This window comes from Acinetobacter sp. ANC 4216 (assembly GCF_004331195.1).
Classification (GTDB): domain Bacteria; phylum Pseudomonadota; class Gammaproteobacteria; order Pseudomonadales; family Moraxellaceae; genus Acinetobacter; species Acinetobacter kookii.
The window spans coordinates 187,496-213,674 of sequence record NZ_SJOC01000005.1 but is presented as its reverse complement, the minus strand read 5'-3'; the positions used below and the strand labels follow the sequence as shown (position 1 = coordinate 213,674).

Below are 26,179 nucleotides of genomic sequence, written 5' to 3'. Positions count from 1 at the left end.
CTACACGATTAGCTATAGCAACGGCAATTTAATTGTTAGCCCACGTGCACTGACGATTACGGCCAATGATGCAGGCAAAACCTATGGTGAAACCAAGACATTCAATGGAACGGAATTCAGCGCATCTGGGCTGCAAAATGGAGAAACGGTTGGTCAGGTTAGCCTAAACAGTACAGGTTCGGCTGCGACAGCGGGTGTTAATGGTGGAGCGGCATATGCAATCACTGCCAGCAATGCTACAGGGGGTACCTTTGATGCGAACAACTACACGATTAGCTATAGCAACGGAAAATTGATTGTTGCTAAAAAAGACATTACGGTGACAGCAAATAGTTTAGCCACTACCTATAACGGACAAAACCAAACGGTTTCAGGTTTTACCGCTTCTGGCTTGGTCAATGGTGAAGATGAATCTGTGCTTGAAGATGTCAGTGCTTCTGTAGGTGCTCGAAATGCTGGTACATATACTAACAAGGTAACGGGTACAGATGACAACTACGAGCTGACTTTTGTAGATGGATCCTTGGATATTGCCAAAGCCCAAATTGATCAGGTGACTGGCATTACAGCCAACAATAAAGTCTATGACGGCACAACAGTTGCGAGCTTAAATACCGCTGCAGCAGGCTTTACGGGTATGGTTGCTGGCGATGACTTAACTGTAGCCAACTCTACAGCTAACTTTAGCGATAAAAATGTAGGTGTTGGCAAAACTGTTAATATCACAGGATTACGCTTAGGGGGAGCAGATGCGCAAAACTACACCCTAGTTAATACCACAGCGCTGACTACGGCAGACATTCAGCCGATGATATCCGCATCTTATTTACAGGCGATCCAACTCAGACGTCCACGCTACTTACCAGAAACCAATAATGCACTAAATACAGTCAACATTGAATTACGCCAGGGTGGGGTAAATACCTCAGGCATCCAGACACTTGCAGGGGAGCACTAATTGATGAAACCACAACTGAACCTATTGGCTTTATCCATTGGTGCATGTTTAGCTTTATGCGCGACCAGCAGTCAGGCTGCACCAGCACCGAATGCCGGACAGTTATTGCAACAGCAGCAACAGGGACAAATACCAGAACCGCAAGCTGCGGTGGAGGTAGACAGCCCGGCTGTGGGAACGGCACCGACTGCTACGGACATACAAGTTTCGGTACAGAAAATTGAAATATCCGGCAACAGCCGCTTCAGTACAGCCCAGCTGCATCAGCTGGTTGCCGATGCAGAAGGCCAGCAGCTGAACCTGAATCAGCTGTGGCAGGTGGCACAAAGCATCACCCAGTATTATCAGCAGCACGGCTATGCCTATAGCCGTGCCTATCTGCCGCAGCAAAACCTGAGTCAGGGCATTGTCCGCATTCAAGTGCTGGAAGCCTATTATGACCAAACCGTCATCAATAACCAGAGCCGTACTCAGAACTGGCTGGTGCAACACACCGTTGCCCCGTTGAAACAGGGTGAACGCATCAACAGCGATCAAATGCAGCAACAGCTTAAACTGCTCAATCGCCTAAAAGGGGTAACTACCCGCAATGTCCTCACGCCTGGAGCAACCGTTGGCAGCAGCCAGCTGAATGTGCAAGCTGAAAATAGCGCCCTGCTGGGCGGCTATGTCGGAGCGGATAACTTTGGTAATGAATACACCGGTCGTGCCCGGGCTAATGCAGGAATTTCTGCCTATAACCTTGCCGGTCTGGGGGATGAACTCAGCCTTGATGTCATGACTGCCGGAGAGCGCATGAACTATGGCCGGGTGGGTTATGCCTTTACCTTTACCGGCATGGGCACACGGGCTGGGGCGAGTTATTCCTATCTGGATTATGAACTGGGTAAAGAACTGAAAACCCTGGGTGCAGAGGGAAATGCCGCACAAAGCAGCGTATTTATCAGTCAGCCTGCATTGTTGACCAATAATGCTGAAGTGCTGTTCACCCTGCAATATGACCATAAACAGCTGGAAGATGACATCAACCTGAATCAATATTTTAAACACCGTGATATTGATGTACTGACAGCACGGCTGGATGGTTCGCAATTTGATACCTTGATGGGTGGTGGGCTGACTCAATATGGCGCATCCACCAGCTTTGGCCGGGTAAAATTCAAAAATGCCGATGCGGCTGCTTTGGATGCACAAACGGCCCATACCGCGGGGGACTATTATACGGCCAGCCTGAACCTTTCGCGCTTGCAGAATCTGGGCAGCAAAGGCACGCAGGGCTATCTGGGCCTGTATGGCCAATATAGCCCGTATAACCTGGACAGTGCAGAACAATATCTGGGGGGCGGTCCATTCAACGTTCGCGGTTATGAATCGAGCCAGTTTGCCGGATCAACGGGCTATTATGCGACGGCGGAACTCAGACAGCGCTTATTTGCCGATGCCCAACATCAGGTGGGTGGAAAAGTCTTTGTGGATACGGCAGAAGTGACCCTGAATGCAGAAAAATGGACAGGGGTGACTGGAGAGAACACAGCGCGGCTCAGCAGTGCCGGGCTGGGCTTGAACTGGAGCAGTGCATGGAATATCCAGGCCAATGCCGAAGTGGCCTTTCCGATAGGAAATACGCCAAGTCAGCTGGATGACCGGGATGATCACCAGTATTGGCTCAGTATCCGTAAATATTTCTGATCAGACATGACTGAATTTACGCTATGGCTCATCCAGAGTGTAAATTCATCTGAAGACTGATAAAAATCAAGAGCGATCAAAGTGCCCTTTCCGCATAGAAAGGGCCTTGTTTTATCTGGCTTACTGGAAAGAACAGGAGAGATAAGTTCGGTCTACACATTTTGGAAGGATAGGGCTGAATAAGCCCGTAATGCGAACTAATTCTGGCAGGCTAGGGTACTGGAGTCATCAAAATTGAACGGCCGCAAACCGGTGATAAATTAAAGTGCTTAACGTCCAGGGTATTATTAATGGAGAATTGATGGTGAGCTGGCTTAATTCATCTGCTGGACATTTAATCGCTTCCTGTTTTGACCGAATTTGAATAAATTCGGTCTTTTTTATCAAGTTGATTTATTGGCCAATAATACCTGCTTGCATGGTCAGATTTCGCTTCAAGCGTTATTATAGCGGTCTTCAAGTCATTGGAACGCGCTATGAAAATTGTCGCAGATGAAAATCTGGCATTTACTGAATATTTCTTTGCGGATTTTGGAGAAATTCAGCAGGCTGCAGGGCGAACCTTAACCCATGCGGATGTGAAAGATGCAGAAGCATTACTGGTGCGTTCTGTGACCAAAGTCAATGCTGAGCTGGTTCAGGACACAAAATTAAAATTTGTCGGCAGCGCGACCATAGGCACCGATCATCTGGATATAACTGCTTTAAAACAACATAACATTGCCTGGTCGAATGCCGCCGGCTGTAATGCGCAGGCCGTTGCGGAATATGTGATTAGCGCTTTATTGTATTTAAAACCTAAACTGCTGGATGCCAATGACAGCTTTACTTTAGGTATTGTCGGTCTGGGCAATGTCGGTTCGCGTCTGGCTGTTATGGCAAAGCTTCTGGGCTGGAAGGTGATTGGTCATGATCCCTTTGTGCAGCGCGAACATGTGCAGCAAGTTGAATTGGAAGAATTATTGAAAACAGCCGATGCCATATCAATCCATGTGCCATTGATCAAAACAGGCAATCATCCGACTTACCATCTCATCAATGCTGCAGCTTTGGCGAAAATGAAACCTGCAGCGATTTTAATTAATTCGGCACGCGGCCCGGTGGTCGAAGAATCGGCTTTAATTGCCGATATTCAACAGACCCAGCGTGCAGTGGTTCTCGATGTCTTTGAACATGAACCTGAAATATCAGAACAACTGTTAAATCTGGTACGTCTGGTCACGCCGCATATCGCGGGTTATAGCCTGGAAGGCAAGGCACGCGGTACGCAAATGATCTACGATGCATTCTGCCAAACCTTTCATTATCCGGCTGAAAAGCAATTTGAAACGCAATTGCCTATCTGTGAGCCATATTTTAAAGACCGTGAGTTAAAGGCGGTGTTAAAGCAGCATTTAACCCAAATCTATGATATTGCCCGGGATGATGCGAACTTAAGGTCCTGCCTGAAAGATGGCAAGGTTGATCAAAAAGCCTTTGATTATTTGCGTAAAACTTATCCCTTACGCCGTGAATGGGCCGCACATGGGGGACCGAAGGCATGAGTCAATCTATTGCTTATCAACCGACTTGTGATTTAAAGGCCATGCAGGCACGGGCCAAAATCTATGCACAGATCCGGCAGTTTTTTGCCGAACGGAATGTACTGGAAGTTGAAACGCCAATCCTGTCTCAAGCGGGAGTGACGGATGTACATCTGGCCTCAATCCAGGCACAGCGACATGTACACGGCAAAAAGCAGCCCCATTATCTGCAAACCTCGCCCGAGTTTGCCATGAAACGGCTGTTGGCCAGTGGCAGCGGTCCGATCTATCAAATCTGCAAAGTCTTCCGTGATGACGAACATGGTCGTAAACACAATAGCGAGTTCACCATGCTGGAATGGTATCGTCCCGGCTTCAGCCTGAAAGATTTGATGTTTGAAGTCACGGACCTGTTAAATGTCACCCTTAAAACCCGGTTTGGAGAAGTCCGTCCAACCATTTTAAGTTATAAGCATGCCTTTATGGAACGTTTGAATATCAATCCATTACAAGCCGGCTTAAAAGAACTGAAAGATTGCTGTAACCGGGTTGGTCTCAATCTGGACTTGGGTGATGATCGCCTGGGTTATATTGACCTGTTATTTTCACACTTTGTTGAACCGAGCCTGGGTTTTGACACGCCAGTATTTTTAACCGATTTTCCACCCGAACTGGCGTCATTGGCAAAAACCAAAGTTGATGAAGATGGGGAACTGGTTGCGGCACGTTTCGAACTCTATATCGAAGGTCTGGAGTTGGCCAATGCTTATGATGAGCTGATTGATGCCGATGTACTACGTTCCCGTTTTGAAGCGGATAATGCCGAACGTGCAAAACTGGGCTTACATGTTATGCCGATTGATGAATATCTGCTTGCTGCATTACCGCACATGACAGAGTGTTCTGGTATTGCTTTGGGTGTAGACCGTTTGCTGATGGTGGCAACTGAGCAAATGAAACTTGAAAAAGTGATTGCTTTCCCGGCGGATGTTTCCTGATTTAAGTGATTACTTATATTAGTTGACCTCCTGAAAATCCCCCTAACCCCCTTTATGAAAGGGGGAGTCTCTCTTTGGAAAAGAGGGATTTAGGGAGATTGATAGGGATCAAAAAAGAGCCCTCAGGTTATTAGTGTTACAGAGTTTGATTTAAGTAGGCTGTGGATACACGAGTGTGGCAAGGATGCCACACGTTACCCATCATAACAAGGACGTTACTGTATGGGTAATAAAGGCTTTTGCTTACTTTTGGCCTCTCAAAAGTAAGACATCGCCTACACAAATGCCTTTCAATTTTATTGAAAAATTGCGGCAGTGAAAGCTTCTAACTTAAATAGGGTGATTTGAATTAACTATTTTCTCAAAAAATAGTCCTTAATCAAATTATGGGACAACAATATCCTTGGATACTGTTGATATCTACCCCACTACAGCAACTTACCGAGCTTTCAGTTCTGCAATGGCTTGGATTCTACGCTCAATCAGCATTTCGCCAATATCGGGTCCCTGAATATCAGGCGGTAAATCCTGTGCCTTGATATTACGTACCACCTCCATTGCCTCAAGTACATAAGCTGCCTGCGGATATTCACGATCTTCCAGACCTAAACGGCCACGGGAGTCACATTCACAAGCCTGTATAAACGCTTCAACACGTTCAGGGCGGCGCAGCACATCCAGACGTTGCAATAAACGCCATAAAGTACCCGGTTTCAGGCTTAAAGCCTGATGGCATTTTAAATGTTCTTTACAGACCGCAATCGCCAGCTGTTTGGTATTGGTCGGGACTTTCAGACGGTCACAGAGCTCAGTCACCGGTTTTACCCCGCGTTCTTCGTGCATGATATGGCGCGGTAATTCATCAGTCGGTGTTAAGGCCTTGCCCAAGTCATGCACCAGCACAGCAAAGCGCACATCTAAAGAATAGTTGGCTTTACAGGCCTGTTGTAAGGACATCATGGTATGAATGCCACTGTCAATTTCCGGATGATATTCAGGACGCTGTGGAATACCGTATAAAGCATCCAGCTCCGGGAACAGGACTTTTAACGCACCACAGGCACGTAAAACAGCAAAGTATTCATCGGCATGCTCTTCCATCAGCGCACGGGAAGTTTCTTTCCAGACGCGTTCCGGGATCAGCGCATTGAGCTCGCCTGATTCCACCAATTGTTTCATTAAAGTGAGGGTTTCTTCCGCTATGCTAAAGCCTAAACTTTTATAGCGTGCAGCAAAACGGGCAATACGCAGCACACGTAGCGGATCTTCGACAAAGGCATCCGAAACATGACGTAGAATGCGTTGTTCCAGGTCCTGCTGGCCATGATATGGATCGTAAATATTGCCATCATGATCCATGGCCATGGCATTGATGGTCAGGTCACGACGGATCAGATCTTCTTCAAGGCTGACGCTTGAGTCTGTATAAAATTCAAAACCGTGATAACCATGACCGGATTTACGTTCAGTACGTGCCAGTGCGTATTCTTCTTTTGTTTCTGGATGTATAAATACAGGAAAATCCTTACCCACCGGCTGATAGCCCTGAGCAAGAAGTTGTTCCGGTGTTGCACCGACCACAACATAATCTTTTTCGTGATAGGGATGCCCGAGCAAGTGATCTCGAACCGCACCGCCTACTAAATAAACTTGCATGAAAAAACCTCTATTCTTCAAGCAATCATGCTACAGAATAGAGGTTTTCTCAAGTCACAAAATGTGATCTAGCGGACTAAATCAAAGTGCTGACTTTTCGTTTTCCTGAATTTCAGCAACGGTTAATGCTGTCATGTTCACCAGACGACGTGTAGTCGTAGTTGGTGTCAGGATGTGGACAGGTTTAGATGCACCTAACAGGATAGGGCCAATGGTGACGTTATTGCCTGAAGTTGATTTCAACAGGTTAAACGAAATATTGGCTGCATCCAGATTTGGCATAATCAACAAGTTTGCAGAACCTTTGAAACGCGAATTCGGGAATGCGAATTGACGGATATTTTCGTCAAGCGCCGCATCACCGTGCATTTCACCTTCAACTTCCAGTTCAGGCGCGATTTCAGACAAGATGTCATATACTTTACGCATTTTTTGCGCGCTTAAGTCATCTTGGTCGCTACCGAAGCTTGAGTGAGAGAGAAGCGCGATACGTGGTGTTACACCAAAACGACGTACTTCTTCAGCAGCCAGAATGGTCATTTCAGCAAGCTGTTCAGCTGTCGGGTTGCGGTTGATATAGGTATCTGCAATGAACAGGTTACGGTCTTCAAGCATTAAGGCATTCAGCGTGAAGAATGTGTTATGACCTTCTTTCTTACCAATGACGTTGCTTACAAAGTCCAGGTGGATGTCGTAGCTTGAATACGTACCACATAACATACCGTCTGCAAGACCGTGTTTGACCAGCATAGATGCGATTAAGGTAGAGCGGCGACGCGCTTCACGTTGTGCATATTCCGGTGTTACACCTTTACGTTGCATGATGCTGTAGTAGTCATCAGCAAACATTTCGTAATGTGGATTCTTTTCTTGGTCGATGATTGTGATGTTTACACCATCTTCAAGACGTAGACCCAATTTTTTAATGTTTGCTTCAATCACTGCAGGGCGACCAACCAGAATCGGTTTAGCCAAGCCTTCATCCACCGCAATTTGTACGGCACGAAGTACACGCAGGTCTTCACCTTCAGCATAGGCAATACGCTTAGGATCGGTTTTCGCCTGAGCAAAAATTGGTTTCATCATGAATGCAGAGTTATACACAAACTCAGACAGACGTTGACGGTATGCAGAGAAATCCTTGATTGGACGGGTTGCTACGCCAGAATCCATCGCTGCTTGTGCAATTGCAGGAGCAATTTCAAGAATCAAGCGTTGATCCAATGGACGCGGAATTAAATAATCACGGCCAAATGATGCTGATTTTTCACCATACGATGCGGCATCTGCTTCAACATGTGCCATGCGCGCAATGGCATGTACACAGGCAATCTTCATTTCTTCGTTGATGGTGGTTGCGCCAACGTCAAGTGCACCACGGAAGATATAAGGGAAGCAAAGTGCGTTGTTCACCTGGTTTGGATAATCTGAACGGCCGGTTGCCATGATCACGTCATCACGAACTTCATGCGCATGTTCAGGCAGAATTTCTGGATCCGGGTTTGCCAAGGCAAAAATAATTGGATCGGCAGCCATGGTTTTCACCATTTCTTTGGTGAGAATACCGGCAGCTGACAGACCCAGGAACATATCCGCACCTTCAAGTACTTCACCGAGCTGAGTCGCGGTGATGTCTTGCACGTAGGCTTTTTTAGATTCATCCAGACCTTCACGCTGAGTGGTTAACAGACCGCGTGAATCGGCAACGATGATATTCTCTTTTTTAGCACCCAGGGCACAAAGAAGATTTAAGCAAGACAGTGCTGCTGCGCCTGCACCTGAAGCGACAATTTTAATCTCTTCAATTTTTTTGCCGTTTAACTGTAATGCGTTTAGAAGTGCAGAACCCACGATAATAGACGTACCATGCTGGTCGTCATGGAACACTGGAATGTTCATGCGTTCACGAAGCTTTTGCTCGATATAGAAACATTCTGGTGCCTTGATGTCTTCAAGGTTGATACCACCAAAAGTAGGTTCTAGCGCAGCCACGATATCGACAATTTTGTCAGGGTCGTTTTCAGCAATTTCAATATCGAATACATCGACACCGGCGAATTTTTTGAACAGTACGCCTTTACCTTCCATCACAGGTTTAGAGGCTAGAGGGCCAATGTTGCCTAATCCTAGAACAGCTGTACCATTACTGACAACGGCCACAAGGTTACCACGAGCCGTATAAAGGGCAGCAGTTGAAGGATCACGTTCAATCTCTAAACATGGTGCGGCAACACCTGGAGAGTAGGCAAGCGCTAAGTCACGTTGGTTGACCAGTTGCTTGCTAGGCGTGACGCTGATTTTTCCTGGTGTTGGGAATTCGTGATAATACAATGCCTGTTGTTTTAAAGATTGATCTTCCATCTGTATCTCGTATGTTACTGGAGTAATTCAGCAAAGATGCTGGTTTCTGCTTGGTTCCATCGAATATAACATTTGTTGCGACCTTATCACAGTCGCGGATGTGTCTTTTTCAAGCAAAGTTAGGGGGGCGAGAGGTTGACTTATATCAAGAAGGTATAAGTCGGTGCTGTTCCAGGTATGTGGTTGCTTCTTTTTCAGGAAGCGGCTTGGAAAAGAGGAAACCTTGAGCAATATCACATTCCAGGTCTTGCAGATACTCTAGCTGTTGCTTGGTTTCAATGCCTTCTGCAACGACCATCATACCCATGGCCTTGCCCATGGCAATCATGGCACTGACAATGGCTTCCTGTTTGTTTTGTCCGATTTTGGATACAAAGCTGCGATCTATTTTAAGTATATCAATTGGAAAATCGGCAAGATAAGCCAGGGAAGAGTAGCCTGTGCCAAAATCATCGAGCGAAATGTGAATTTTACGTTTTTTAATTTCATTCAACAGGTTTTTCACCGTAACCGAATTTTCCAGTAACGATGATTCGGTAATTTCAAGTTCGAGGCTGGAACCGCAAATGTTATAGGTGTGGATGGCATGATCCAGGTCTTCCAGCAACTGTCCGCGTTGTAGTTGCTGTGCAACCACATTGACGGATACGCAAATATTGTCAAAGCCGATATTGTTCCAGTAGCGGATTTGTTTGGCAGTTTGTTGAATCACAATCCGGCCAATATCCGAAATTAAACTGGTCTGTTCTGCCAGGGGAATGAACAGGTTCGGTGGAATAATTCCCTTGCTTGGATGATTCCAGCGAACCAGGGCTTCAAAACCGTAAATATTTCGATCACTGAAATTAATTTTCGGCTGATAGTAAACGATCAGCTCATTATTATTGATGGCATGGCGCAAATCGCGTTCCAGATAAATGCCTTGCTCAATTAAAGCGGTATTGTTATTGGAATAAAAACGACAGGTATTGCCGCCCAGGTTTTTTGCTTCAGCCAAGGCCTGCTCAGCGCAATTATTCAGATAATCCAGCTGGCGTCCATTTTCTGGATAGAATGCAACGCCCATGGACAGAGTAATAATGTGGTCCTGACCGAAAATGTTAAACGGTAAGGAGAAAGCCTTGCTGATGTGCTCACAGTGTTGTTGAATCGACAGGTGAATAGGTGAAATTTCATACACAATTGCAAAATCATCGCCATTCAGATGTGCCACAAATAAGGCTTCGGCATTGGTCAGTCGCAGTCTCTGTGCAACTTGGCGTAACAGCTCGTCGCCGCCGCTATTGGTTAAAAATTCATTTAAAGGTCTGAAACGGTCGATATTCAAACGAATCACGGCCAGCTGCTTAATTGAATCCTGTTGACTGACTAAATATTGGTGTAATTGGTAGTTGTAATAAAAACGGTTCGGTAAATCTGTTAAAGGATCGTAATTCTCTAAGTAAGACAAACGTTGTTCTTGCAGTTTGCGTTCAGTTAAATCGGAAACGATCCCGATATAGTGGGTAACACGGTTCTGCTCATCGGTAATGGCATTGATGTGCATCCAGATGGTCTGTTCTTTACCGGAAAGGAATTCTTCATGCAGTTCACCATCAAACTCACCGATTTTTCCCAGCTGCTGAAGAATCGAGTAGTGGCTGCTTCTTTGTTGCGATTTATGATTCGCCGTAATATCAAATAAATTCTTGCCAATAATATGCTGGTGAGTAAAGCCGGTGAGCTGTTCATAGAAAGGATTGACATCGATATAGCATAGCTGATCATCAAGAATAAAAATGCCTTCAGCCGCTTGCTGAAGTACGCTGGCAGCTAATTTTAAGCGTTCCTGATCGGTACGTTCCTGATGAATGTCACGACGGATACCCACCATCCGTAACGGCTTTTTATTGACCGGATCACGCGCAATGACCCGGCCAATATCATGTACCCATTTCCACTTGCCGTTGCTGTTCTGAATTCGATAGCTTGCTTCATAAAGGGGGGACTGACCCCGTAAATGCTGTTTCATTGCATGCTTGAACTGTTCAATATCATCCAGATGAATAATATTTTGCAGCTGATAATGATGCAGTTTAGAGGGCTTCAGGATCTTTTGCTGTTTCGAGTCCGTCACCAGAATTTCACGATCTTTGATATTCCAGTCCCATGGGCGAAGTCCGGCAATTTCATGCGCCAAGACCAGATTCTGTTGCTGATTTTCCAGATCGGCATTCATTTTGGCAATATCAGCGGTTCGTTCTTTAACTTTTTGTTCCAACAGCTGATTGTTTAATTGTAATTGCAGCTCTATATCTTTTGATTTATTAATTTCAGCTTGCAATTGTCTGCATAATTCATCCGTCCATAACACCTGTTGTTTGGCATTTTCAACTAAACGGTTGTTTTTCGAATAAAGTGCAGAAATACGCTGATGAATACGCGAGGTGATATTGGCGCATAATAAAATGACAATCAGTGCAAAATTAATGGTTAGATGGAATAAAGGATCCGATGTTTCTGTGCTGATAAATTGTGAGGTCAGATAAGGAAAAATAGCAGGTATAAAGGCCAGACAAAAATAGGTTAAGCGCTGGGTTAAAAAGGTCAGTGCAAATGCCTGGCTCACAATCAGTAATAGTGCTGACAAAATTAAAGCATGAACATGACTAAAAGCAGGGTTGTATAGAGGTAGATAGTAATAAACCAGGCCCATGCCAGAAGCAATACAACTGCCAATCACTAAGTTTTGAACCTGTAGCCAGCGATGTGCATGAGCTAAGGAAAATTGATCGGGTTTAAAATAAACACTGTTAATCAGCAAACACAGGCAACACAAAAGTTCAGTGCCTATAAACCAAAGATTGAAATAGAAAGAAGGTTTTGCAAAATAAAATTGGTAAATGCCATAAACATATGCCGATACAATCAAAATACTGACAATAAAGAAGCGGCTAAGCCGAACCGTATTGTTAATTTGTGAAGCACTCACATGCTGTTTAATATACTCGTCTTGAATATCTGACATATAAGCAAAAACCTTATTATTGTTTTGCGAAAAATTACTTTATAAATATTGGCTGGGTTTAAAAACCTAAATTGTATTTTAAATATACATTTGTAACTTCAAATCAAGATTAATAATGTTATTAAAAAAAATCAATCAAATGTGGGGCTATTCATCCAAATTCTGATGAACTATACAGTTAAATTATAATTTAAAATAGATAAAGCAACGATCGGCGCCGTTTCTGTACGTAATACGCGATTGCCGATACACCAGTTTATAAATCCTGCATTGTTGGATAATTGTATTTCGGCTTCGCTTAGACCACCTTCAGGTCCAATTAATAGCACAATGTCTTGTGTCACATTTTCTAGCACATTCACTTGATCTTTATTGGGAGCAAGGACCAGTTTTGTGGTCGGAAGTTCACTGGCTAACCAGTCCTGTAAAGATACAGGCGCTAACACTTCAGGAACCTTGTTCATGCCGCATTGTTCACAAGCCGCGATGGCGATGCCTTGCCAGTGATCGATTTTCTTTTGGTCGCGATCATATTTAAGGCGCATTTCACAGCGTTCAGAAGTCAGTAGCTGGATTTTGGATACTCCAAGCTCAGTGGCTTTTTGAATGGCATAATCCATCCGGTCGCCTTTGCTCATCACCTGTCCAAGCAGGGTACTAAAAGCTGGAGTACGGTCATCCGGATTGAAGGAATCGACAGAAACACGGGCTGATTTTTTTGCGACTTCAATAAGCGTAACTTCATATTCACCACCCTGTCCATTGAACAAGGTGGCTTTCTCACCGGCTTGTGCACGTAATACTTTGACCCAATGATGAAAAACCGTTTCGGTTAATTCAACATGCATATCCACTGCCAAATCAGCTTCAATATAAAAACGCGGCATTTAAGTATTACTCACAAATCAGTTATAAAGTTAAGCTAGGCCAAGATCGGTCACGAGTTGACGTGTCGGATCTGTGGCATTCATGGTGTAGAAGTGCAAGCTCGGTGCGCCACCTGCAAGCAGGCGTTCACACAATTTCACTACGACTTCATGACCAAAGGCCTTGATGCTTGCCGTGTCATCGCCATAAGTGGCCAATTGCTTGCGAATCCAGCGTGGAATTTCCGCGCCGGTACCATCTGCGAAGCGAATCAGGTTGCTGGCATTGGTAATTGGCATAATGCCCGGCGCTACCGGGATATTCACGCCTTGTTTTTGAATGCGATCTACAAAGTAGAAGTAGGCATCCGGGTTAAAGAAGAACTGGGTTAAAGCGGCATTGGCACCAGCATTGGCTTTTTCAATAAAGTGTTGAATGTCTTTATCAAAGTTTTCTGCCTGTGGGTGCATTTCCGGGTAAGCGGCCACTTCAATCTGGAAGTGATCGCCTGAATGTTCGCGGATAAAACGAACCAGGTCCTGTGCATAAGGCAATTCACCCAGGCCAACCTGACCTGAAGGCAAGTCACCACGCAGTGCCACAATACGATTAATACCTTGCGATTTGTACAAATCCAGCAATTCTGCAATACGCTCTTTGCTATCACCAATACATGAAAGGTGAGGGGCGACAGGCGTACCTTTACCATTGAAATCAGCCAGTGTGGATAATGTACGTTCGCGTGTAGAACCGCCTGCCCCATAGGTCACAGAGAAAAACTCTGGATTAAGCAGTTGAAGTTCTTGATGAACCACTTTAAGTTTTTCCGCACCAGCATCAGTTTTGGTCGGGAAGAACTCAAAGGAAATCGGAATCTGTTTAGACATGTTTAAATCCTTTTTATAAATACTTATTTATATTTTTCACCTCTCCTAAATCCTCTCCTGAAAGGAGAGGACTTACCCTCAATAACATTCATTTTGTAACGAATATTCCCTCTCCCTATGGGAGAGGGTTAGGGAGAGGGATGAATTAATTAGTATTTATAAGTCTCAGATTTGAACGGACCTTCAACTTGCACACCTAAGTAATCTGCCTGTTCTTGAGTCAATTGAGTCAAGACACCGCCGAAACCGGCAACCATTGCAGCAGCAACTTCTTCGTCCAGTTTTTTAGGAAGCAGTTCTACACGAATCGCAGCCTGTTTCTGGTCTTCAGGAAGATCAGCAAATTTTTCAGCGAACAAATGCATTTGAGCCAATACCTGGTTGGCAAATGAACCGTCCATCACACGTGATGGGTGACCTGTTGCGTTACCCAGGTTCACCAAACGGCCTTCAGAAAGAAGGATCAGGTAATCGTTTTCATTTTCTGTACGATACACCTGGTGAACTTGAGGTTTAACTTCAACCCATTTGTAGCCACGTAAGTAGTTGGTATCAATTTCAGTATCGAAGTGACCGATGTTACAAACCACTGCACCTGCTTTTAATGTATCTAACATTGCAGAATCACATACGTGATAGTTACCTGTAGTTGTTACGATCAGGTCAGTATTTTGAAGAAGGTCAAGGTTGATGTCTTCTTTTTTGCCAGTTTGTACGCCGTTTTTGTATGGAGATACCACTTCGTAACCGTCCATACATGCTTGCATCGCACAGATCGGGTCAATTTCAGTAACACGTACGATCATACCTTCCTGACGAAGTGATTGAGCAGAACCTTTACCTACGTCACCATAACCAATCACCAATGCACGACGGCCAGACATCAACATGTCAGTACCGCGTTTGATCGCATCGTTTAGAGAGTGGCGGCAACCGTATTTGTTGTCATTTTTAGACTTAGTCACTGAGTCGTTTACGTTGATTGCAGGAACTTTTAAAGTGCCGTCACGTAACATTTCATAAAGACGTTGCACACCCGTGGTGGTTTCTTCAGTTACACCGTGGATTTTAGCAATCAGTTCAGGATATTTTTCATGAACAAGAGCAGTCAAGTCACCGCCATCATCCAGAATCATGTTGGCATCCCAAGGTTTGCCATTGACATTGATTTGCTGTTCAAGACACCACATGTATTCTTCTTCAGTTTCACCTTTCCAGGCAAAAACAGGAATACCGCGTGCAGCAATTGCAGCAGCAGCGTGGTCTTGAGTAGAGAAGATGTTGCAAGAAGTCCAGCGAACTTCAGCGCCCAATTCAACTAATGTTTCAATTAAAACAGCAGTTTGAATGGTCATGTGGATACAGCCGAGAATTTTCGCGCCTGCAAGTGGTTTTGCTGCTGAGTAGCGTTTACGTAAGCCAATCAGCGCTGGCATTTCTGCTTCAGCAAGCTTGATTTCTTTACGACCGTAGTCAGCTAGGGAAATATCGGCAACTTTATAATCTGTAAATGAAGCATTAACCGCGTTCATCACGATCTCCTTATAAAAACAAAAATTGATCATTCAGTTCGCGGATGCCGTTGTTGGTCTGTCTAGAAAAAGATAGACCGATCGTCGAGCCTGGCGCTTTTACATTTGGTACCTGTAAAACGTCGCAGCATCCCTCGACTAGCGAAGTATTGTACTTGGAAATTGATTTTGTTCCAATCTGAAATTGATTATTATCAGCACAATCATGTTTTTGAGTTTTTATTATGGCTTTAGAAATGCCTGAAGAATTAGCCCGTCTGGAAGCAAATGGCGGTATTTTTGCAGTATGGATGTTGCTGCAACATTTAGGGATTGATGCCGATATTCAGCAGCTGGTAGAGGTGTGTGGATATGATTCAGAAAATGGCACGACGACAATCGGCTTAGCTGTCGGTCTGAAAAAGTTTGGTTTTCATGTGCAGTTTTATACCGATCCTGACCCTGATCTTCAGGAGAGTGAAAAACTCAGTTATCAGGAAGCTGAACAGCTGAATTTACCCATTCTTCATGCGTTAAATTATCAGCAAATCCAGCAAGCTTTTGAGCAAAATAAATTTGTGATTGTTTATTACGATACCTTGGAAGGTGTGGGTAATCATTCCCTTGTTTATGATGTCAATGAAGATGAAATCTGTTTCTTTGACAGTTTCGATGCGATGCCTGCTTTAGTTTTTGAGCAGCAACGTCAAGTAGAGGGAATTTGTCGACAAGTGATTGTTGTCGAAGTAAATGATGATATCGAGCGTTAATATTTAAAAAATGTATAAAACAAAAGCCCATAAAATAATGGGCTTTTTCAATTTATTTTTCAGCTGCTTGTGCTTTTTCAGTCCAGAAATCCGCTTTTTCTTCATCTATTTCTATGCCTAGACCATTTTCATAGATAAAGGCCAAATCACGCATGGCTTGAACTTCACCCCATTCAGCAGCCTGTTTGACCAAAGATACGGACTTGGCCACATCTTTTTCAATCACATCACCACGGCGGAAATAACTCGCCAATTCTAAGGTCGCAGCAGGGTGCTTTTGCATATTGGCTTTGCTCAGCCAGTAATAGCCAAGTTCAAAATGGGCTTTAGATTCTTCCGGGTCTTCTTCAGCCAGGTCTTTGGCATAAACCGTATAACCTTCACCCAGCCAGTACATGGCTTCAACATTGCCATTTTCTGCGGCTTTTAGCGCCCATTCTTCGGCAAGAATAATGTCATCATCATGCTCGCTTTGCATATACAGCTCAGCCAGTTCAAATTGCGCTTTTGCATTTCCTGTAATGGCTAAATTCATCAGCGAGGCAGGTGGGGAAATTCGGTTAGACATACCTATATCCAAAAACTTTTGCTATAGCCTAAAAGGAATGAAATAAAAAAGCCAATCCGAAGATTGGCTTTTACAGTATCGCGACTAAAAACATCCACTCATGTCAGTGCATTTAGCACAGAGGGTGTTCACTAACACTTAGCTTTCTTGCTGAATACCGGCAACCAACCAGTCTTGATTAGAACCGGCAGGTTTTACAAAGTGCCAGATTTCAGTAAATGGTTGTGGCAAGCTATTTAAGTCTTCGCTTACTGTACCAGTGAAACGTACGCTAACAATGTACTGACCATTTTCAGTTGCAGAATCGACCACCATGGCATTCAGGTTAGAGAACTCGGCAACGTCCTGGTCTTGGTTCGCCATAATGTCGTTATACATGGACTGATACAGGTCCGGCGTTAAATAACGCTGAATTTCAGCAATATTGCTTGCTGTATTCATAGACTGAATATGGTTGAAGCGCTGACGGGCTACGCGCAGGAAAGCAGCAGGTTCAGTACCGTCTGGCAGCTGGTTGCCGCTTTGTGTTGAAGCAGCACCAAAAGGCGCTTGAGTTGCTGCACCTGCAGAACCACCTACAGACTGACCAAAAATGTTGGTGCTGTCATTTGAAGTACGTGGTGCTGCAGTTTGCTGACCAAACGGCGCTGTGTTACCCGCATTATTTGGCGCATAAGGGTTATTGGCTAATTTTTTTTTTGCTCCGAATTTACGGAACAAGAAGAAAGCGACTGCTGCTGCCAGAAGAATCCAGATCCAGCCCGGAATGCCGCCTTTTTCTTCCTCTTGCTGCGTTTGTGCTTCACTTGCAGCTTTGTCGTCTGCTAAAGCATTTGCCGCTACCGCACCAACTGCAGCACCAGCAACACCAGCAGCAACCATTTTACCTACACCTGAACCCGATTTTTGCTGGGTAGGGGCAACAGGTTGTTGAACAGGAGTAGCTTGACGCGGTTGTTGGTAAGACTGGGTTGGGGCAGCAGAACGGCTCATGCCATGGCTTTTACCGCCACCTGCACGTTTTGCTTCGGCCATTGGTGCAACCACCATAGCTGCCATTAAAATACCGGCCATCAAACCACGCTGTCGAACTTCCATCGATTTTTCCTAAATAAAAAAGTAAATTATAGCCTTATAGTTATGCAGGCATTTTCCCCGAATTTCAATATCAAATTGATGATTTTTTTTACATAACCTTTCATGTGTTTAAGCTTAAGCCAGCTCTTCACTCAAGTTCATCGCTTCCGTCAAGGCTTCATGCAAACGTGCTACTGAAATGATCTGTACATTCGGGACTGGTTTTTGCGGTGCATTGCCACGCGGCAAAATAATGTATTTAAAACCATGCTTAATGGCTTCTTTTAAGCGTTCCTGACCATTCGGCACCGGACGGATTTCGCCCGATAAACCCACTTCACCAAATACTGCCAGTTGTTGTGGCAGAGCTTTACCTCGTAAGCTGGATGCACAAGCCAGTAAAACGGCCAGGTCTGAACCGGTTTCGGTAATCTTTAAACCGCCAACAACGTTGACATAGACATCCTGCCCCGAGGTTTGCACCCCGCCGTGACGGTGCATGACAGCCAGCAGCATGTTCAGGCGGTTCTGTTCCAGACCAAGCGCCACACGACGCGGTTGTCCATGCGCATCATCCACCAGCGCCTGTACTTCAACCAACAGTGGACGGGTGCCTTCGCGGCTGATCATTACAATCGAACCGGGAATGGCTTCATCATAACGGCTCAGGAAGATGGCGGACGGGTTAGCCACTTCACGCAAGCCTTTATCGGTCATGCCAAACACCCCCAGTTCATTGACTGCCCCGAAACGGTTTTTCACGGCACGGATCATCCGGTAACGTGAGTCGGATTGTCCTTCAAAATACAATACGCAATCGACCATGTGTTCCAGTACACGCGGTCCTGCCAATGCGCCTTCTTTGGTCACATGACCCACAATGAACAGCGCCGTGCCACTATTTTTGGCAAAACGGGTCAGTAAAGCTGCCGATTCACGAATTTGCGAAACGCCACCCGGTGCCGACTGCAAGGTTTCGGTATATAGGGTTTGAATCGAATCCAGAATGGCCACGGCAGGGCGTTCTTGTGCAAGCACTTCGCAGATGCGTTCCACACAGGTTTCCGCCATGACTTTAAGATGTTCAGTTGGCAGCTCCAGGCGATGGGCGCGCAAAGCGACTTGCGACAGTGATTCCTCACCGGTCACATAGAGTGCAGAACTCTGGGCAGCTGCCATATGCGTCGCTGTTTGTAAGAGGATGGTGGATTTGCCAATTCCGGGATCCCCGCCAATCAGAACCACTGACCCGGTGACTAGACCACCGCCCAGAACGCGGTCAAATTCACCTATCCCCGTAGCCAAGCGTGTTTCATGTGAAACAGAAACTTTATTCAGGGTGGTGATGGTTGCTGCCTGACCAGCATAGCCGCCGCCCATTTTAGGCTGGGCACGGTGTGTTGTTGCGGGTGCAAGAGTGACTTCGAGCAGGCTGTTCCATTCACCACATTCTGAACATTGTCCCGCCCATTTCGGATGGTCAGTTCCACATTGTTCGCAACGGTAAACAGTTTTGACTTTGCTCATTTGAGTGGTATCTATATAAATCAGAAGATGGATGAAGAATGTAGCAATAGCTGTATGGAAATACAATTTTTTGAATATAATCTCGCCAAATTTTATCTTGGCACGTAAACTGCTAAATTGAAGGGAAATGCAAAAAAGGGATACAAAATGGACCGAAAGTGGATGAAAAAGCGACAAAAACAGAGTCGCACTTGAAAAATATTTAACAAACGCTCAAAAAACTTTATTTATTTATTTTAATTTGAGCTACTTTTATCACACGAAATTAAGAGACGAAAATAACAATGTCAAATGAGAATCATCGTTCATCGACTGAAGGTGGTGAACTGCAGCGGAGTTTGTCGAATCGGCATTTGCAGCTTATTGCGATTGGCGGGGCAATTGGTACAGGTTTGTTCATGGGTTCGGGTAAAACCATCAGCCTGGCCGGACCATCCATTCTGATCATTTATATGATTATCGGTTTTATGGTTTTTCTGGTCATGCGTGCGCTTGGCGAATTGCTACTGTCTAACCTGAAATACAAGTCTTTTATTGATTTTTCCACGGACCTGATCGGTCCCTGGGCGGGCTATTTTGTCGGCTGGACCTATTGGCTGTGCTGGATCACCATTGGTATTGCTGACTTGTCGGCCATTATTTATTACCTGCAATTCTTTAACGGAGGGCTGCCGTTTACGCCTGGCGAAGGGGTCATGATCAGTATTGCCGCCATTGTCTTTATTATGGGGCTGAATCTGGTTACCGTTAAATTGTTTGGTGAATTAGAGTTCTGGTTTGCTCTAATCAAGATTATTGCCATTGTGGTGCTGATTGCTGTTGGTTTGTGGATGATCTTTACCGGATTCACTTCTACCACAGGTCAAGTTGCTTCCTTTACTCATCTCTGGTCACATGGCGGTTTATTCCCGACAGGCGTGACCGGCTTCCTGGCTGGTTTCCAGATTGCCATCTTTGCCTTCGTTGGTGTGGAACTGGTCGGTACAACTGCGGCAGAAACCAAAGATCCTGAACGCAACCTGCCTAAAGCGGTCAACTCGATTCCGATTCGTATCATCATTTTCTATGTGCTGGCACTGGTCATTGTCATGTCCGTTACGCCATGGAACAAGATCGATCCGAACATCAGTCCATTCGTCAACCTGTTTAGCCAGGCCGGTATTGCTGCTGCAGCGATTATCATGAACCTGGTGGTGTTGTCTTCAGTCATGTCCTCTATGAACAGCGGGGTGTTCTCGACCAGCCGTATGCTGTTTGGTCTGTCACGTGAAGAGCAGGGCCCTAAAGCCTTCGGTCATTTGAATAAACGTGCTGTGCCTGCCAATGCGCTGTATTTCTCTGCGGTGTGTTTGCTCCTCGGCGCTGCACTTCAGTACTTTGTACCGAATACGGTTGAAGCGTTTACCCTGGCAACCACACTTTCAACCATCCTGTTTATCTGTGTCTGGCTGATGATTATCTGGAGCTATATCGTGTATTACAAAACACGTCCAGAATTGCATGCAAAATCGACCTTTAAATTACCGGGTGGTTTGTTGACCTGCTGGGTGGTGATTATCTTCTTTATAGGCATGATTTATGTGCTGTCTTTAGAAGCGGACACCATGAAAGCGCTGATGGTTAGCCCGATCTGGTTCATTATCCTGATTATTGGCTATTTTGGTTTCTACAAACCGAAACATAAATAATCAGGCTAAAAAATGAAAACGCCAGTTTGAAACTGGCGTTTTTTTTTATCTCACTATAATCTCTAGCGTTTAGTGCTTTGGTCATGTCCCATGATCAGGTTATACTTCTTCGAAAATATGAAATAGGTGGTCAGATGCGTCTTGTCATTTGCTGCATCAGTGTATTGGCGACAGGTTTTGCTTTAGTCGGTTGTGGTCAGTCCGGAGCTTTGCAGCTGCCGAGTGATCCGAATTACGACAAACGTGCAAAATATTTGTTATATCCCAATGTAAATTCAAACCAGCAATCCTCAAACAAGCAAGAAGCCGCTCCAGTAGCAGCAGAGCTTCCCGCTTCATCTGCTGAAACGAATTAATTTTCAATATCTAAACGCGTCATCGAAAGGATACATTCATGAGTTTTACCCGCATTAATGGGGTTTTGCATGCCGAGCAATGTTCTCTACAACAGCTTGCGCAGCAATTTGGCACGCCACTTTATGTTTATTCAAAAGCAACTTTTGAAAAGCATTATTTAGATATGGATCGTGCATTTAGCTTTATCGACCATCAAATTTGTTTTGCGGTAAAGTCTAACTCTAACCTTGCGGTGTTGAATGTACTGGCCAAGCGTGGCGCGGGCTTTGATATTGTCACCGGCGGTGAGCTTGCCCGTGTGCTGAAAGCCGGTGGTGATGCTTCTAAAATCGTGTTCTCGGGCTTGGGCAAATCTGAAGCAGATATCCAAAAAGCGCTAGAAGTGGGTATTGCCTGTTTCAATGTCGAATCTTATGCCGAGCTGGACCGCATTCAGAAAGTGGCGGCAAGCTTAGGTAAAAAAGCCCCGATTTCCTTGCGTGTAAACCCGGATGTCGATGCCAAAACTCATCCCTACATTTCAACCGGTTTAAAAGAAAACAAATTCGGTATTCCTTCCGATGCCGTATTTGAAACCTATCAATATGCAGCGTCATTGCCAAACCTGGACGTTGTAGGAATTGACTGCCACATCGGTTCGCAGCTGACTGAAACCCAGCCTTTTGTGGATGCACTGGATCGTGTCATTGTGATGATCGACAAGTTAAAAGAGATGGGCATCAATCTGAAACACATCGACATTGGTGGCGGTTTGGGCGTGACCTATAAAGATGAAACGCCTCCATCTGTAGAAGAATATGCCAATGCCTTGCGTCCAGGTTTAGAAAAACTCGGTCTAAAAGTGTATATGGAACCGGGCCGCAGTATCTCTGCCAATGCTGGCGTGTTGCTGACCAAAGTCGATTTGCTCAAACCGACCAATCACCGTAACTTTGCGATTATTGATGCGGCGATGAATGACCTGATTCGCCCTGCTTTATACGAAGCCTGGATGGATATTCAGGAAGTGACTCCGCGTACTGACGTGGAAGCGAAAGAGTGGGATGTGGTGGGTGCAATTTGCGAAACCGGCGATTTCCTGGGTAAAGAGCGCAAGCTGGCCCTCAAGGAAAATGATGTACTGGCCGTATTGGGTGCGGGCGCTTACGGTTTCGTGATGAGCTCGAACTACAACAGCCGTGGTCGTGCTGCTGAAGTGATGGTTGATGGTGATCAGGCACATTTGATTCGTGAGCGTGAAAGCATTGAATCTTTGTGGGAACGTGAACGCTTATTGCCATAATGGAGATGTCTGAGATGTTTTTAGAATTTACCAAAATGCATGGTCTGGGCAATGACTTCATGGTGGTTGACCTGATCAGTCAGCGTGCCTACCTGGATACTGTCACCATTCAGCGTTTGGCAGACCGCCACTTTGGCATCGGTTTCGACCAGTTGCTGATTGTTGAGCCACCAGACTTACCCAATGTCGATTTTAAATACCGCATTTTTAATGCCGACGGTTCGGAAGTGGAGCAATGCGGTAATGGGGTACGCTGTTTTGCCCGCTTTGTGCATGAACGTCAGCTCACCACCAAAACCAAAATCAAGGTGCAGACCAAAGCCGGTATTGTCGAGCCTGAACTCGGTGCAAATGGCTGGGTGCGGGTGAACATGGGTTATCCTAAATTCCTGCCCAATGAAATTCCGTTTTTGGCCGATGAACCGGAAAGCCTGTATGACATTGATTTGGCCGACAATGAAAAGCTGACTATTGATGTCGTGAATATGGGCAATCCGCATGCAGTGACCATTGTTCCCGATGTGATTACCGCAGATGTCGCACGTATTGGACCACAAGTAGAATCACATGAGCGTTTCCCGCAACGTGTCAATGCCGGTTTTATGCAAATTATTGATGAAAAACATGCACGTCTGCGTGTATTTGAACGTGGTGTAGGTGAAACTTTAGCCTGTGGTACAGGTGCCTGTGCCGCTGCGGTTTCCGGTATGCGCCGTGGTCTGTTGGCTAATAATGTTGAAATCGAACTGGCCGGTGGTAAGTTACAAATTGAATGGAAAGAAGGCGATGTGGTGTGGATGACCGGTCCAACAGCAAACGTCTATCAAGGTCGTATCGATTTGAGTTATTACCAAGGTTGAAATTAGAGCCCTGATTCGTCGGGGCTTTTTTATACCCTTAATAAATGAAATGATGGTTATTCAATATAATGAGAATACAACATGGAAAATAACGAAAGGAAATTAGAACATCTTCTTGTCAAAGCGAGTTCGGAGCCAAGTCAACGTCCGGAATTTTTAGAAAAATTATTGAACGCTGAGATTTATTGTATTGGATTTAGTGACAAGACCAGTCCACAGGGAAGTTCAGATGTACTTCCTGAAGGAAGCCAAGTGAGTTTGATACATTTTCAGAATGAAAAGGGTGAAACATATCTGCCTTTTTTCTTATCTTTAGAGAGTTTGCAAAAAGCGATTCAAGATGAACAATCATATTTACGTCTGCCTGCTAGAGGTTTCTTTGAACTGACTTTAGGGGCTAATTTAGTGTTAAACCCATACAGTGAATATGGGAAAGAGTTTTTCCCTCAGGAAGTGGAAGCTCTTTTACAAGGTGGGTATGGTTCGCTATTGGAAAGTTACGAGTATCAAGAGCAGAGGGAAGTATTGCTCGGTCAACCTGCAGAATACCCTCATGAAATGATTGATCAGCTACGAGTTTTACTTAAAACCAAACCTGAAGTCAAAATGGCATATCTTGCACAGATGCATGATCCAAAGCGTGATCAGGAACCTACATTGTTGATTGGTTTTGAAACAGATCAGACTATAAGTGATGAATCCTTTCAACGTTTAAAAAATCAGATTGGACACGTAGCGTATGAAAGCTTAGTGAGAAAAAGATTGATTGATCTTATACATTTAGATGATGTACACGCTACTAGCGGATTAGAGCATTACTTGCGTCAGGAAACAGCTCCGTTCTATGTACGGAAAAAACAGAAGGAAAAAGGATTTTTTGCTAAACTGTTTTCATAATTCAACTCATCATCTTGGAAACACAGTTTTAAATCTTTCTGTGCAAGTCTTTAAGCAGGGGCATCACCATGATCATTGATCAAAGTCAGTTACTTGTGATGTGGCTCAAAGAGCGGGAAATTCAAAATCAGTCCAGACATACCTTGCACGCCTATGAGCGTGATGTTTCCGATTTTTTAAACTTTTGTGAAGCTAAAAAACTGAATCTGGCCAATATAGAGACCACAGATCTGCGTGAATATTTGGCCTATAAAGTGGAACAGCAGCAGCTCAGCTCCAGCAGTTTGCAGCGCATGCTTTCGTCCATACGCCAATTTATGAAATGGGCCGAGCAGGGCCAGTATCTGGCGTTTAATCCGGCGGATGATTTTCAATTAAAACGTATTCCCAGACCGCTTCCGGGGATGGTTGACATTGAAACCGTGAACCAGATTCTGGATCAGCCCGCCCCTGAAAAACCCATTGAACAGCAAATGTGGCTACGGGATAAAGCCATTTTAGAACTGCTGTATTCCAGTGGCTTGCGTTTGGCAGAAGTGCAAGGTTTACGGATTAAAGATATCGATTTTAACCGTCAGCTGTTACGTATTACCGGTAAAGGCAACAAAACCCGGGTGGTACCTTTTGGCAGCAAGGCTCGAGATGCAGTGATGAAATGGCTGCAAGTCTATCCATTATGGTACGGTGATTTTGTCCTGGATGCCCATGTGTTTATTACCCAGAAGGGCAGTCCACTAGGAGCGCGGCAAATTGAAAACCGGGTGAAACTGCAAGCCCTGCGTGCCGGGGTAAATGTCGATTTGCACCCACATTTATTGCGGCATTGCTTTGCCAGTCATATGTTATCCAACAGTCGGGATTTGCGTGCAGTACAGGAAATGCTGGGACATAGCAATTTGACCACCACGCAAATTTATACCCATGTCGATTTCGATCATTTGGCTCAGGTGTATGATCAGGCGCATCCGCGAGCGCAGGTTAAAAAGTCGTAACTTAAAAAGTCGTAACAATGTTAAAATTTGAACCAAGCTGGCTTGGACTTTGCATAATTTTTTAGTGGCAGTCCAAGGAGTTCATTAAAGTTAAATGAGCATATGCAAAAATATCAGTCCATAAAGATGACATTTTGAACTATTGTCGGATAATAAAAAGTCAATTTATAAGGTATAAGAATCACCTCTAACCATACAGTGAATTGCGTGAATCATATATAGTGATGGAATGATTTATGTTTGCACTGCTGGTGGGTTAAATATTGGAAAGGAAAATGACAGGCGAATCAATGATTGCGGGAATTTTAGAGAAGTATGATCAGTTAACGGCTGCGCAAAAAGAAATTTTTGCAGGTTATGGACTTCGTCAAGTGAAACATTTTGTAGAAATTAGTTTGCCGAACATCGAACCGGTTTTACCTGCAGGTGCGCATGTACAAGGGATCAATTCAGAAGGTAAGGTACAGGCGATTAATGATGTGACTCACCAGACCTATCTATGGATTTCAGACCTGCAATGGCAAGAACGTCCCATTGCCACATCAAATGTAGATTTAAAAGAAGACTTTTTAGCAGTCTGGGAAATATTTAATCTTCAAGCTTACGATTTGATTGATTTAAGCCACATCCATCGTGACTTTTTGCAAAGCCAGCCTGTATAAGCAGCCTTTTAATTTGCAGACTTGATCAAGGGCTACCTGATT

The 26,179-nt window shown here is 44.8% G+C and carries 21 protein-coding genes; 12 read left to right on the top strand and 9 right to left on the bottom strand.

What is annotated here, in order from left to right:
- The 4 genes from E0H88_RS15880 to epmA form a co-directional block, all read left to right on the top strand.
- Window positions 1-958: YDG domain-containing protein (locus E0H88_RS15880; RefSeq protein ID WP_252151993.1), on the top strand; the 958-nt coding region annotated here is incomplete at its 5' end.
- Window positions 959-961: 3 nt separating this feature from the next.
- Window positions 962-2,647, top strand: coding sequence for a ShlB/FhaC/HecB family hemolysin secretion/activation protein (locus E0H88_RS05920; protein WP_131273454.1), 1,686 nt, complete (start codon window positions 962-964; stop codon window positions 2,645-2,647).
- A 476-nt stretch (window positions 2,648-3,123) separates the two neighbouring features.
- Window positions 3,124-4,191 carry a 4-phosphoerythronate dehydrogenase gene (locus tag E0H88_RS05915; protein ID WP_131273453.1) on the top strand — a complete coding sequence of 356 codons (1,068 nt, stop codon included), beginning with the start codon at window positions 3,124-3,126 and terminating at the stop codon, window positions 4,189-4,191.
- Entirely contained in the window at window positions 4,188-5,168 is a 981-nt protein-coding gene (epmA, locus tag E0H88_RS05910) for an EF-P lysine aminoacylase EpmA (protein ID WP_131273452.1), read from the top strand. The genes E0H88_RS05915 and epmA overlap by 4 nt, the downstream gene beginning before the upstream one ends.
- A gap of 438 nt (window positions 5,169-5,606) precedes the next feature.
- Here the strand turns inward: epmA and E0H88_RS05905 are convergent, their stop codons facing one another.
- The 6 genes from E0H88_RS05905 to ahcY form a co-directional block, all read right to left on the bottom strand.
- Window positions 5,607-6,824, bottom strand: coding sequence for a multifunctional CCA addition/repair protein (locus tag E0H88_RS05905; protein ID WP_131273451.1), 1,218 nt, complete (start codon window positions 6,822-6,824; stop codon window positions 5,607-5,609).
- An 81-nt stretch (window positions 6,825-6,905) separates the two neighbouring features.
- Window positions 6,906-9,185, bottom strand: a complete 2,280-nt coding sequence (locus E0H88_RS05900) for an NADP-dependent malic enzyme (RefSeq protein WP_092818682.1) — start codon at window positions 9,183-9,185, stop codon at window positions 6,906-6,908.
- A gap of 145 nt (window positions 9,186-9,330) precedes the next feature.
- A complete protein-coding gene (locus E0H88_RS05895) occupies window positions 9,331-12,192 on the bottom strand; it encodes a bifunctional diguanylate cyclase/phosphodiesterase (protein WP_131273450.1) in 2,862 nt (953 codons plus the stop codon).
- A gap of 170 nt (window positions 12,193-12,362) precedes the next feature.
- Window positions 12,363-13,079 carry a 16S rRNA (uracil(1498)-N(3))-methyltransferase gene (locus E0H88_RS05890; RefSeq protein ID WP_092818680.1) on the bottom strand — a complete coding sequence of 239 codons (717 nt, stop codon included), beginning with the start codon at window positions 13,077-13,079 and terminating at the stop codon, window positions 12,363-12,365.
- Between the two features lie 30 nt (window positions 13,080-13,109).
- On the bottom strand, window positions 13,110-13,946 hold the full coding sequence (gene metF / locus E0H88_RS05885; protein ID WP_131273449.1) for a methylenetetrahydrofolate reductase [NAD(P)H]: 837 nt from the start codon (window positions 13,944-13,946) through the stop codon (window positions 13,110-13,112).
- A gap of 149 nt (window positions 13,947-14,095) precedes the next feature.
- Window positions 14,096-15,478 (bottom strand): adenosylhomocysteinase, encoded by a 1,383-nt coding sequence (ahcY, locus tag E0H88_RS05880; protein ID WP_092818678.1) that lies wholly within the window; start codon window positions 15,476-15,478, stop codon window positions 14,096-14,098.
- A 224-nt stretch (window positions 15,479-15,702) separates the two neighbouring features.
- Between ahcY and E0H88_RS05875 the strand changes: the two genes are divergently transcribed.
- A complete protein-coding gene (locus E0H88_RS05875; RefSeq protein WP_131273448.1) occupies window positions 15,703-16,227 on the top strand; it encodes a cysteine peptidase family C39 domain-containing protein in 525 nt (174 codons plus the stop codon).
- A gap of 52 nt (window positions 16,228-16,279) precedes the next feature.
- Here the strand turns inward: E0H88_RS05875 and E0H88_RS16315 are convergent, their stop codons facing one another.
- From E0H88_RS16315 to radA, 3 genes are all read right to left on the bottom strand, one after another.
- Entirely contained in the window at window positions 16,280-16,795 is a 516-nt protein-coding gene (locus tag E0H88_RS16315; RefSeq protein ID WP_092818676.1) for a tetratricopeptide repeat protein, read from the bottom strand.
- Window positions 16,796-16,933: 138 nt separating this feature from the next.
- A complete protein-coding gene (locus E0H88_RS05865) occupies window positions 16,934-17,893 on the bottom strand; it encodes a Tim44 domain-containing protein (RefSeq protein ID WP_092818675.1) in 960 nt (319 codons plus the stop codon).
- A 114-nt stretch (window positions 17,894-18,007) separates the two neighbouring features.
- Window positions 18,008-19,399, bottom strand: a complete 1,392-nt coding sequence (gene radA, locus E0H88_RS05860) for a DNA repair protein RadA (RefSeq protein WP_092818674.1) — start codon at window positions 19,397-19,399, stop codon at window positions 18,008-18,010.
- 284 nt (window positions 19,400-19,683) lie between these two features.
- On the opposite strand from radA, the gene E0H88_RS05855 reads away from it, so the two are divergent.
- The 7 genes from E0H88_RS05855 to E0H88_RS05825 all read left to right on the top strand — a co-directional run bounded on the left by E0H88_RS05855 (window position 19,684) and on the right by E0H88_RS05825 (window position 26,137).
- Window positions 19,684-21,087, top strand: a complete 1,404-nt coding sequence (locus tag E0H88_RS05855; protein WP_131273447.1) for an amino acid permease — start codon at window positions 19,684-19,686, stop codon at window positions 21,085-21,087.
- Between the two features lie 134 nt (window positions 21,088-21,221).
- Window positions 21,222-21,443, top strand: coding sequence for an LPS translocon maturation chaperone LptM (gene lptM, locus E0H88_RS05850; protein WP_131273446.1), 222 nt, complete (start codon window positions 21,222-21,224; stop codon window positions 21,441-21,443).
- 38 nt (window positions 21,444-21,481) lie between these two features.
- Window positions 21,482-22,726, top strand: coding sequence for a diaminopimelate decarboxylase (lysA, locus tag E0H88_RS05845; protein ID WP_092818671.1), 1,245 nt, complete (start codon window positions 21,482-21,484; stop codon window positions 22,724-22,726).
- A 14-nt stretch (window positions 22,727-22,740) separates the two neighbouring features.
- The gene (gene dapF, locus E0H88_RS05840; protein WP_131273445.1) at window positions 22,741-23,586 is read left to right on the top strand and encodes a diaminopimelate epimerase; all 846 of its coding nucleotides are present in this window, start codon (window positions 22,741-22,743) and stop codon (window positions 23,584-23,586) included.
- A gap of 81 nt (window positions 23,587-23,667) precedes the next feature.
- Window positions 23,668-24,483, top strand: a complete 816-nt coding sequence (locus tag E0H88_RS05835; RefSeq protein WP_131273444.1) for an enhanced serine sensitivity protein SseB C-terminal domain-containing protein — start codon at window positions 23,668-23,670, stop codon at window positions 24,481-24,483.
- A gap of 98 nt (window positions 24,484-24,581) precedes the next feature.
- The gene (gene xerA, locus E0H88_RS05830; RefSeq protein WP_165493285.1) at window positions 24,582-25,475 is read left to right on the top strand and encodes a site-specific tyrosine recombinase/integron integrase; all 894 of its coding nucleotides are present in this window, start codon (window positions 24,582-24,584) and stop codon (window positions 25,473-25,475) included.
- Window positions 25,476-25,750: 275 nt separating this feature from the next.
- Window positions 25,751-26,137: a hypothetical protein gene (locus tag E0H88_RS05825; protein WP_228143239.1), complete on the top strand. Its 387-nt coding sequence runs from the start codon at window positions 25,751-25,753 to the stop codon at window positions 26,135-26,137.
- The last annotated feature ends 42 nt before the right edge of the window (window positions 26,138-26,179 follow it).